At 69.0% G+C, this 8,505-nt stretch carries 9 protein-coding genes; 7 read left to right on the forward strand and 2 right to left on the reverse strand.

The annotated features are described in order from the left end of the window. Nucleotides 1-3 precede the first annotated feature (3 nt). Genes ftsE through ung form a run of 4 tightly spaced genes read left to right on the forward strand, consistent with a single transcriptional unit; the run spans nucleotide 4 to nucleotide 3,192 of the window. A complete protein-coding gene (gene ftsE, locus IB242_RS18310; RefSeq protein ID WP_192282913.1) occupies nucleotides 4-690 on the forward strand; it encodes a cell division ATP-binding protein FtsE in 687 nt (228 codons plus the stop codon). Next, complete coding sequence (ftsX, locus tag IB242_RS18315; protein ID WP_192282915.1) at nucleotides 687-1,628, forward strand: permease-like cell division protein FtsX; 942 nt, start codon at nucleotides 687-689, stop codon at nucleotides 1,626-1,628. Before ftsE ends, ftsX begins: the two co-directional genes overlap by 4 nt. Further along, nucleotides 1,628-2,473 (forward strand): response regulator, encoded by an 846-nt coding sequence (locus IB242_RS18320; RefSeq protein ID WP_192282917.1) that lies wholly within the window; start codon nucleotides 1,628-1,630, stop codon nucleotides 2,471-2,473. The genes ftsX and IB242_RS18320 overlap by 1 nt, the downstream gene beginning before the upstream one ends. Then, nucleotides 2,470-3,192: a uracil-DNA glycosylase gene (ung, locus tag IB242_RS18325; RefSeq protein WP_192282919.1), complete on the forward strand. Its 723-nt coding sequence runs from the start codon at nucleotides 2,470-2,472 to the stop codon at nucleotides 3,190-3,192. Before IB242_RS18320 ends, ung begins: the two co-directional genes overlap by 4 nt. A 19-nt stretch (nucleotides 3,193-3,211) precedes the next feature. Here ung and IB242_RS18330 read toward each other — a convergent pair whose 3' ends face one another. After that, nucleotides 3,212-4,171: a rhodanese-like domain-containing protein gene (locus IB242_RS18330; protein WP_192282921.1), complete on the reverse strand. Its 960-nt coding sequence runs from the start codon at nucleotides 4,169-4,171 to the stop codon at nucleotides 3,212-3,214. A gap of 266 nt (nucleotides 4,172-4,437) precedes the next feature. Between IB242_RS18330 and IB242_RS18335 the strand changes: the two genes are divergently transcribed. Continuing rightward, nucleotides 4,438-4,857, forward strand: a complete 420-nt coding sequence (locus IB242_RS18335) for a DoxX family protein (RefSeq protein ID WP_192282923.1) — start codon at nucleotides 4,438-4,440, stop codon at nucleotides 4,855-4,857. Then, nucleotides 4,854-5,558, forward strand: coding sequence for a pirin family protein (locus IB242_RS18340; protein ID WP_192282925.1), 705 nt, complete (start codon nucleotides 4,854-4,856; stop codon nucleotides 5,556-5,558). Before IB242_RS18335 ends, IB242_RS18340 begins: the two co-directional genes overlap by 4 nt. A 90-nt stretch (nucleotides 5,559-5,648) precedes the next feature. Here the strand turns inward: IB242_RS18340 and IB242_RS18345 are convergent, their stop codons facing one another. Beyond that, on the reverse strand, nucleotides 5,649-6,002 hold the full coding sequence (locus IB242_RS18345; protein WP_192282927.1) for a helix-turn-helix transcriptional regulator: 354 nt from the start codon (nucleotides 6,000-6,002) through the stop codon (nucleotides 5,649-5,651). A gap of 440 nt (nucleotides 6,003-6,442) precedes the next feature. Between IB242_RS18345 and IB242_RS20875 the strand changes: the two genes are divergently transcribed. Then, nucleotides 6,443-8,464: a DUF11 domain-containing protein gene (locus IB242_RS20875; protein WP_192282929.1), complete on the forward strand. Its 2,022-nt coding sequence runs from the start codon at nucleotides 6,443-6,445 to the stop codon at nucleotides 8,462-8,464. The last annotated feature ends 41 nt before the right edge of the window (nucleotides 8,465-8,505 follow it).

Consider the following 8,505-nt stretch of genomic DNA (forward strand, 5'->3'; position numbering starts at 1 on the left):
CGCATGAGCGTCCTGCGATTCGAGAACGTCAGCAAGCAGTATCCGGGTGGCCACGAGGCGCTGACCGATGTCAGCTTCACCGTGACGCAGGGCGAGATGCTGTTCGTCACCGGCCATTCCGGTGCCGGCAAGAGCACGCTGCTGAAGCTGATCCACCTGTCCGAGCGGCCCAGCCGCGGCGCCGTGCTGTTCGGCGAGCGCAACCTGCAGCGCGTGCGCGGCGGCAAGGTCGCCCTGCACCGGCGCGAGGTCGGCGTGGTCTACCAGGACCATCGCCTGCTGCACGACCGCAGCATCGGCGAGAACGTCGCGCTGCCGCTGATCCTGCGTGGCACCCATCGGGCCGAGATCGGCAAGCGTGTGCGTTCGGTGCTGGAACGGATGGGCCTGGGGCATCGCGAGAGGGCGCTGCCGTCGCAGCTGTCGGCCGGCGAGCAGCAACGCGTCGGCATCGCCCGCGCGATCGTGGCCGAGCCGGCGCTGCTGGTGGCCGACGAACCCACCGGCAACCTCGACCCGACGCTGTCGGGCGAGATCATGTCCCTGTTCGCCGAGCTGCCCGCCCGTGGCACCAGCGTGCTGGTGGTCAGCCACGACCTGCCGCTGATCCGGCGGATGCGGATGCGGGTGCTGATCCTCGATCACGGCCGCCTGGTCGACGACATCTCGCCGGAGGACCTGGCCGAATGAACAGCCGCAGCATCGCCTCGGCGCCGTCGCGCCTGCGCGTCTGGTTCGACCAGCATCTGCACAGCATCGCCTTCAGCCTGGGCCGCGCGCTGCGCAAGCCGTGGGCCACGCTGCTGACGGTGGCGGTGATGGGCGTGGCCCTGGCCCTGCCGCTGGGGTTGTCGATCGTGATGGACAACCTGCGCCATTTCGCCGGCAGCGTGCAGCAGTCGCGCGAGATCAACCTGTTCCTGAAACTGGAGGTCGCGCCGGCCGCGGCCGAGCGCCTGGCCACCACGCTGCGCAGCCGCGGCGACGTGGCGGCGGTCGAGCTGCGCACGCCCGAGCAGGCGCTGGCCGGCTTCCGCGAGAGCAGCGGGCTGGGCGATGCGCTCGACGCGCTCGGTGAGAATCCGTTGCCCACGCTGCTGGTGGTCACGCCGCAGGGCGATGACGATGCGCGCCTGGCGGCCAGCCTGGAGGCATTGCCGGAGGCCGACCTGGTCCAGCACGATGCCCTGTGGCGCCAGCGCCTGGACAACTGGCTGCAGTTCGGCCAGCGCGTGGTGCAGGTGCTGTCTGCCCTGCTCGGCCTGGGGGCTGTGCTGGTGGTCGGCAATACGGTGCGGCTGGACATCCAGTCGCGGCGCGAGGAGATCGGCGTCCTGCAGCTGCTCGGCGCCAGCGATGGCTTCATCCGCAGGCCGTTCCTGTACCTGGGGGCCTGGTACGGATTCGGGGCCGGGCTGCTCGCGCTGGCCCTGCTGGCCGCGGCGGGCACCGCGCTGCGCGAGCCGCTGGCCGCGCTGAGCGCCAGCTATGGCAGCCAGTTCGCGTTGAAGGGACTGGACCTGTTCCACTCCAGCTTCGTCCTGCTCGGCACGGTCGTGCTGGGCTGGCTCGGCGCCTGGGCGGTGGCCGGGCATTTCCTGCGACAGACACGGCCGACGGAGACCTGATGCCCGCGCAAGAGCTCAAGTTCCTGATCAGCGATGCGCCGCGGGTCATGGTGGTCGACGGCTCCAGGCTGGTGCGCAAGCTGATCGCCGACGTCCTGCAGCGCGAGCTGCCGGATGTGGAGGTGGTCGGCTGCTCCAGCATCGCCGAGGCGCGCGAGGCGCTGGACGCCGGCGGCGTCGACCTGGTCACCACCGCGCTGTCCCTGCCCGATGGCGATGGCCTGGAGCTGGCGCGCGGCGTGCGCGAGGCCTCCGGCCAGGCCTATGTGCCGGTGATCGTGGTGTCCGGCGATGCGCAGCAGCACCTGGTCGAGCGGCGCTTCACCGAGTACGTCACCGATTACTTCGACAAGGCGCTGGGGCACGAGGCGCTGGCCGAATTCATCCGTGGCTACGTGCAGCCGCAGCCGATCGCCGGTGCGACCGTGCTGTATGTCGAGGACAGCCGCGTGGTGGCCGAGGCGACCAAGCGCATGCTCGAGCGCCAGCAACTGCGGGTGATCCACGTGCTCAGCGCCGAGGAGGCGTTCGCGCTGCTGACCGCCGAGTCGCTGGGTCGCACGCCGCAGCGGATCGATCTGGTGCTGACCGACGTGACCCTGAAGGGCGAACTGAGCGGACGCGACGTGGTCGAGCGGATCCGCATCGATTTCGCGTACGGCAAGCGCCGCCTGCCGGTGCTGGTGATGACCGGCGACGCCAACCGCCGCAACCAGTCCGACCTGCTCAGGGCCGGTGCCAACGATCTGGTGCAGAAGCCGATCGAGGAGCGTCTGCTGATCACCAAGGTGCTGTTCCAGCTGCGCCTGGCGCGTCTGGATGGCGCCGGACGGGCGACCGCATGAGCGCGGGCGAAGAGCGGATCCGCCTGGAGCCATCGTGGAAGGCGCGCATCGGCGACTGGCTGTTGCGGCCGGAGATGCAGCAGCTGTCGGCCTTCCTGCGCGAACGGCATGCCGCCGGCGCACGCATCTACCCACCCGGCCCGCGCATCTTTTCCGCGTTCGACGCCACCCCGTTCGACGCGGTCAAGGTGGTGATCCTGGGCCAGGACCCGTACCACGGGCCGCGCCAGGCGCATGGTCTGTGCTTTTCGGTCCTGCCGGGCGTACCGGTGCCGCCGTCGCTGCAGAACATCTACAAGGAAATCGAAAGCGACCTCGGCATCGGCCGCCCCGATCATGGCTGCCTGCTGCCGTGGGCGCAGCAGGGCGTGCTGCTGCTCAACGCGGTGCTGACCGTGGAAGAAGGGCGTGCGGGCGCGCATCAGGGCAAGGGCTGGGAAGGCTTCACCGACCACGCGATCGAGACCCTGGCGCGCGAGCGCGAAGGGGTGGTGTTCCTGCTCTGGGGCAGCTACGCGCAGGCCAAGGGCAAGGTCATCGATCCGCGCAGGCACCGGGTGCTGAAGGCGCCGCACCCCTCGCCGCTCTCGGCGCATCGCGGCTTCCTCGGCTGCGGCCACTTCGGCGCCGCCAATGCCTGGCTGGAGCAGCGCGGGCAGGCAGCCATCGACTGGTCGCTGCCTCCGCGCAGCGTGGTCGAGGCGATGCTGGCCGGCTGAGCCGGTACGGCACGCGCGCTCAGCGTGCGTCGATCGCCGTGGCGCGCGCGACCGCGGCCTGCTCCATGCGCGCGACCGGCAGGCCACGCGCATGCCAGGCTTCGAAACCGCCCGTGAGCGGGCGCACGTTGCGGAAGCCACGCGCATGCAGCTGCCGCGCCAACCATGCGGCCGAGGCCTCGTCGGGGCAGTCGCAGTAGACCACCACGTCCTGCTCGGGATCGAATGCCAGCGTGCCCAGCTCGGCCATCAGCACCGCGCCGGGAATCCATCCGGAGGCGTCGCGCTGCTGCGCCGGGCGCACGTCCAGCACCTGCGGGGTCCGGCCGTCCTCGAAACGCTGCTGCAGTTCGTCCACCGAGATGCGCGCCATCCGCAGCAAGCGCAGGAAGCGCTGCCGCTGCCAGAGCTTCCAGGCGATGAAGCCGGCCAGCGCGGCCAGCAGCAGCCCCAGGCCGATCCGCCCCAGCGATTCCAGCTCCAGCAACAGCTCGCCGACGGCGTCGTCGAACACCACGCCCAGGGTCACCGCGGTGCCTGCCCAGAGCAGGGCGCCGAGGCCGTCGTGGAAGGCGAAGCGGAACGCGCCGGTGCGCATCTGGCCGGCCATCACCGTCGCCAGTGCGGCGAAGCCGGGGATGAACTTGGCCACGATCAGCGATGGCGCGCCCCAGCGCGCATAGATGCCGCGTGCGCTGCCCGAGCATGAATCCGGCGACAGCGACAATCGGCACATCAGCCGCAGCAGCACGCTGCCGTAACGGCGCCCGGCTGCATACCAGAGCCCGTCGGCCACCAGCGAGGCGGCGACGGCCACGGCGAGCAGCGGCCAGACCGGCTCGCCGGCCTGCGCCGTCATCGCGCCGGCGACCACTAGGACCGGCACCGCCGGAACCGGCAGGCCGCCCTGATCGGCCAGCACGGCGAACAGGACCACCCAGAGACCGTAGTGCTCGATCAGGTGCAGCAGGGCGTCCATGGCGTCGCCAGAAGGAAGAAGCGAGAGGGCCGCCAGTGTGCGCCGCCGCGGGCGGGGCGGGCAGGGCGGCGTGGCGGACAGCGCGTTGCACGGGTGGCGTGTCCCTGCAACGGCGCGGCAACCCGCCGCGCTTTGTGGTTAAAATAGAACGATAGTTCGTTATTTTGGCTATTTATCTCGTTTGTGTGCTGAATCATCATGCTCGCCATCGCAGGGCGCCTGTTCGAGCCGCAACACGCGAGTCCCGCCCCGGACGGAGAGACGTCATGAGCCACCTGTATGCGCTGCTGGGCCGTATCGGCCTGTCCTCGATCTTCATCGCCTCCGGCTGGAGCAAGCTCGGCGCCTACGCCGGCACCCAGCAGTACATGGACGCCATGGGCGTGCCGCCCGTCCTGCTGCCGCTGGTGATCCTGCTGGAGGTCGGCGCCGGTCTGGCCGTGCTGGCCGGCGGGTTCACCCGCAGCGCCGCGTTGTCGCTGGCTGCGTTTTCGGTCGCCGCCGGCGTGCTGTTCCATGCCGACCTGGCCGACACCAACCAGTTCATCCACCTGATGAAGAACGTCGCCGTTGGCGGTGGCCTGCTGCTGCTGGCCGCGCATGGCGCAGGCGACTTCAGCATTGATGCCTGGCGCCGTTCGCGCCAATCCCCCCTTTCTCCCGCCACCCAAGGAGGTGCCCTGTGATCACCCTGCGTCCTGCCGCCGCGCGCGGCCATGCCAACCACGGCTGGCTCGATTCCTGGCACAGTTTTTCCTTCGCCGAGTACTACGACCCCGATCACGTGCACTGGGGCCCGCTGCGGGTGATCAACGAGGACCGCGTCGCCGCCGGCCAGGGTTTCGGGACCCACGGTCACCGCGACATGGAAATCATCAGCTACGTGCTCGACGGCGCGCTGGCGCACAAGGACTCGATGGGGCATGTGCAGACCATCGAGCCTGGCGAGGTGCAGCGGATGAGCGCCGGCACCGGTGTGACCCACTCGGAGTTCAACCACAGCCAGACCGGCGCCACGCACTTCCTGCAGATCTGGATCATTCCCGAGCGCACCGGGATCGAACCCGGTTACGAGCAGACCCGCTTCGACGACAGCGAAAAGCGCGGCCGCCTGCGTCTGGTGGTCAGCCCCGATGGTCGGGACGGGTCGGTGCGCATCCATCAGGACGCCCGGATGTACGCGGGCCTGTTCGATGGCGATGAACGCGCCGAACTGGCGCTGGCGCCTGGCCGCCTGGCCTATGTGCATCTCGCCCGCGGCCACGCGGCGGTGAATGGACGTGCGCTCGCGGCCGGTGATGCATTGCTGTATCGCGACGAGGCGTCGGTGCTGATCGAGGCCGGCGATGGTGCCGAGGTGCTGGTGTTCGATCTGCCGCAGGCCTGAACTCGCTGCAGCCGCACCACGCGACCGTGATCCCGTCAGGGACCACGGTCGCCTTCGATGCGCGTCTGCACGCTCCACGACCGCCTGTATTCAGGCGTTCAGCATCTCGATGATGGCGTGCGCGACCTGGCGTTTTCGCGGTGGCATGCGCCGCAGCAGCGACAGGATTTGTTCTTCCTGCGTCGGCTGTTCGGGTTGCGGGGGCGGTGCCGGGGGCGACAGGTCCGCGCCGCCAGCGGGGCGCCCCGGTCCGCGGCCGGTGGCCAGCCATTCAAAGTGGACCCGGGTCACCACGGCGATGCGTGCCAGGTTCTGCACGCTGGGGCAGGTGCCCCCTTCACGTTCCCATTGGGCGACGGCACTGCGGCATACGCCGGTCTCCAGTGCCAGCTGCGTCTGCGACAGGCCGGCCGTGACCCGTGCTTTCCTGATGCGATCACTCATCGTCACCATTCGCTCACCTCGTTCCGTTCGAGTGGTAAGTGATACTTCCCTGCGAGCAATACTTTTCGGGGATGTACAGAATCGCTTGCGACGCATGATGGGAACTGCGTTCGCTTCTGCACACATTCGGCACCCGACAGCAAGAATAACCCGACTTCGCGCCGACTTCATTTGACGCGATCCGGGCGTGCGGCTTTATTCGCCGCAGAGCCGGATCGACGCAGCCACCGCGCCTCCGGCCGACACACCACGGATGGTGGAGTCTTCCGCCATCGCGATGCGGCGACGCTCGGATGAGCGCGGGGGACGGCATGCACGAGGCGGACCGGATACAGACTCCATCACGTCGCTGGTGCGCGCTGCTGCTCGTGATGCTGTGCGCATGGACGATGTTCAACGGTTCAGCCGCGGCGCAGAGCGCGTGCACGTCGGCCGCCTGTGTGAGCGCCGGTCCACGGCTGGTGTCGGTGGACAGCAGCCAGAGCCCGGTCCTCAACCTGTTGTTCGGAGCGCTGCTGCCGGGCACCAATGTCACGCTCACCGCGGTCGACTGGAACCACCTGGCCGGCGCCAACATCAACCTGAATGCACTGATCACCCGGCTCAACAGCGGCGTGGTGGTCAGCGATCCCAGCCAGGTGCTCAACAGCAGCATCGCGCTCGGGACCTTCCGTGCGGCGATGGTTTCGGTGCTGCAGGCCGACGGGCAGACCGCCGCGGCGAACGTGCTGAACGCCTTGCCGTTGGGCGCATCGGGTGCGAGCGGGACGATCCGTCTGGCCGATCTGCTGCAGATCCAGCTGCCGACCGGATCGCTGACGAACATCCGCCTGAACGTGCTGGACCTGCTGACCGGCGGCGTGCAGCTCTACAACTACTCCAACGTGCTCACCACACCGACGCCGATCACGGTGAACACCGCGGCGCTGGGCCTGACCGGCATCGCCAACGTGCGCCTGTGGCTGCAGGTGGTGGAGCGGCCGGTCTACGTGTGCGGCCCCACCGGTACCGCATTCCACAGCGCGGCGATCCGCACCAAGCTCGATCTCGACCTGGTGCAGGGGCTCAACCTGGCCGCACTGACCAGCCTGCTCACCAACCTCAATGTGCTGGGCCTGGCCAAGGTCAACGTGAACAGCCTCAGCGCCAGCGTGCTGCACCTGCAGGTGTATGCGGACGTGGCCCGTGCCGAGGGCACCATCCAGGCGGTCAACCTGGTGGGCAGCGCGGTGACGCTGCAGGCGCGTCCCGGCCTGGTGAACCTGTACGTCGGCCAGATCAGCGATGCGACGTTCTTCAACCGCAACACGGTGCTGACCGAGAGCGCGCTGTCGTCCGCGGCATTGACCTCACTGACCCTCTCGGTGCGCGTGTCGACGCTGCTCAACATCAACGTGGCGGACATCAGCGTGCCACTGACCGTCAGCGTGCGTGCGTTCGCGACCGCCACGCCACCGCTGCAGACCGTCAACTTCACTGGCCCGTTTCCGCAGACACGCACGCTCAGTGCGGGCACGGTCAGCGCGTCCACCATGGTCTCCACGCTGATCAACTCGCTGGAGATCCAGGTCACCAGCGGCAACCCCACGGTCGCGCTGCTCGGTGCGCTGCCGTTGCCGCTGCCGGTGGCGGACCTCGTCAACACGCTGGTGTCGACGCTGTTGACGCCGATCCGCACCCAGGTCAACGCCCTGGTCGCGCCGATCCTGACCACCCTGCTCGGCGGCGTGGTCGACAACGTGCTCGGGCTGCTCGGCATCCGCATCGGCCAGGCGGTGTTCACCGTCGAGGGCATCGCGCAGGCGTGCGCGGCGACCTTGCAGCTGGTGAAGGAGCTGCAGCCGACCTCCGATACCGGACGATTCAATCTGGCCGTCACCTACAACGGCACCACGGTGTCCTCCGCCAGCAATGTCGGCAACAACGGCAGCACCGCAGCGGTGATCACCGTGCCTGGCGGCAGCTACGTGATGGCCGAAAGCGCCGCATCGGGAACGACCCTGGCGCGCTATGTCAGCTCGTGGTCGTGCGCCGACCAGAACGGCAACGTGGTCAGCAGCGGAAACGGCAACACCTTCACTCTTGCCGCGCCCGCACTGGCGCCGCAACCGCTGACGCTGGTCTGCCGCATCGTCAACCGCACGCGTCAGGCCGATCTGTCGATCACCAAGACCGACGGAAGCGGCACCTATACGCCCGGAGGCAGTGCGTCCTACACGCTGCAGGTGAGCAATGCCGGCCCCGATCCGGTCGTGGGTGCGCTGGTCAGCGACACCCTGCCGGCGGGCGCGACGCTGTCCGGCGCCTGGAGCTGCAGTGCCAGCGCGGGCAGCACCTGCAGCGCGGCGAGCGGCGGCGCTGCAGGTGCCAACCAGGTCACCGTGAACGTGGACCTCGTCAATGGGGGCCAGGCCACGATCACGGTCCCCGTCACGTTCAGCAGCAACCCAGCCAGTTACTGACCGGCGCATCGCCGGTTGCAGGAGCCGTGCCCCGGATGGGG

It is taken from the genome of Xanthomonas sp. XNM01, assembly GCF_014851915.1.
Taxonomy (GTDB): Bacteria; Pseudomonadota; Gammaproteobacteria; order Xanthomonadales; family Xanthomonadaceae; genus Pseudoxanthomonas.

What these genes read in the sequence shown, in the direction of transcription:
- IB242_RS18320 (WP_192282917.1), top strand. Translation starts at nt 1,628, where the DNA reads ATGCCCGCGCAAGAGCTCAAGTTCCTGATCAGCGATGCGCCGCGGGTC.
- ung (WP_192282919.1), top strand. Translation starts at nt 2,470, where the DNA reads ATGAGCGCGGGCGAAGAGCGGATCCGCCTGGAGCCATCGTGGAAGGCG.
- IB242_RS18345 (WP_192282927.1), bottom strand. Translation starts at nt 6,002, where the DNA reads ATGAGTGATCGCATCAGGAAAGCACGGGTCACGGCCGGCCTGTCGCAG.
- ftsX (WP_192282915.1), top strand. Translation starts at nt 687, where the DNA reads ATGAACAGCCGCAGCATCGCCTCGGCGCCGTCGCGCCTGCGCGTCTGG.
- IB242_RS18335 (WP_192282923.1), top strand. Translation starts at nt 4,438, where the DNA reads ATGAGCCACCTGTATGCGCTGCTGGGCCGTATCGGCCTGTCCTCGATC.
- IB242_RS18330 (WP_192282921.1), bottom strand. Translation starts at nt 4,171, where the DNA reads ATGGACGCCCTGCTGCACCTGATCGAGCACTACGGTCTCTGGGTGGTC.
- ftsE (WP_192282913.1), top strand. Translation starts at nt 4, where the DNA reads ATGAGCGTCCTGCGATTCGAGAACGTCAGCAAGCAGTATCCGGGTGGC.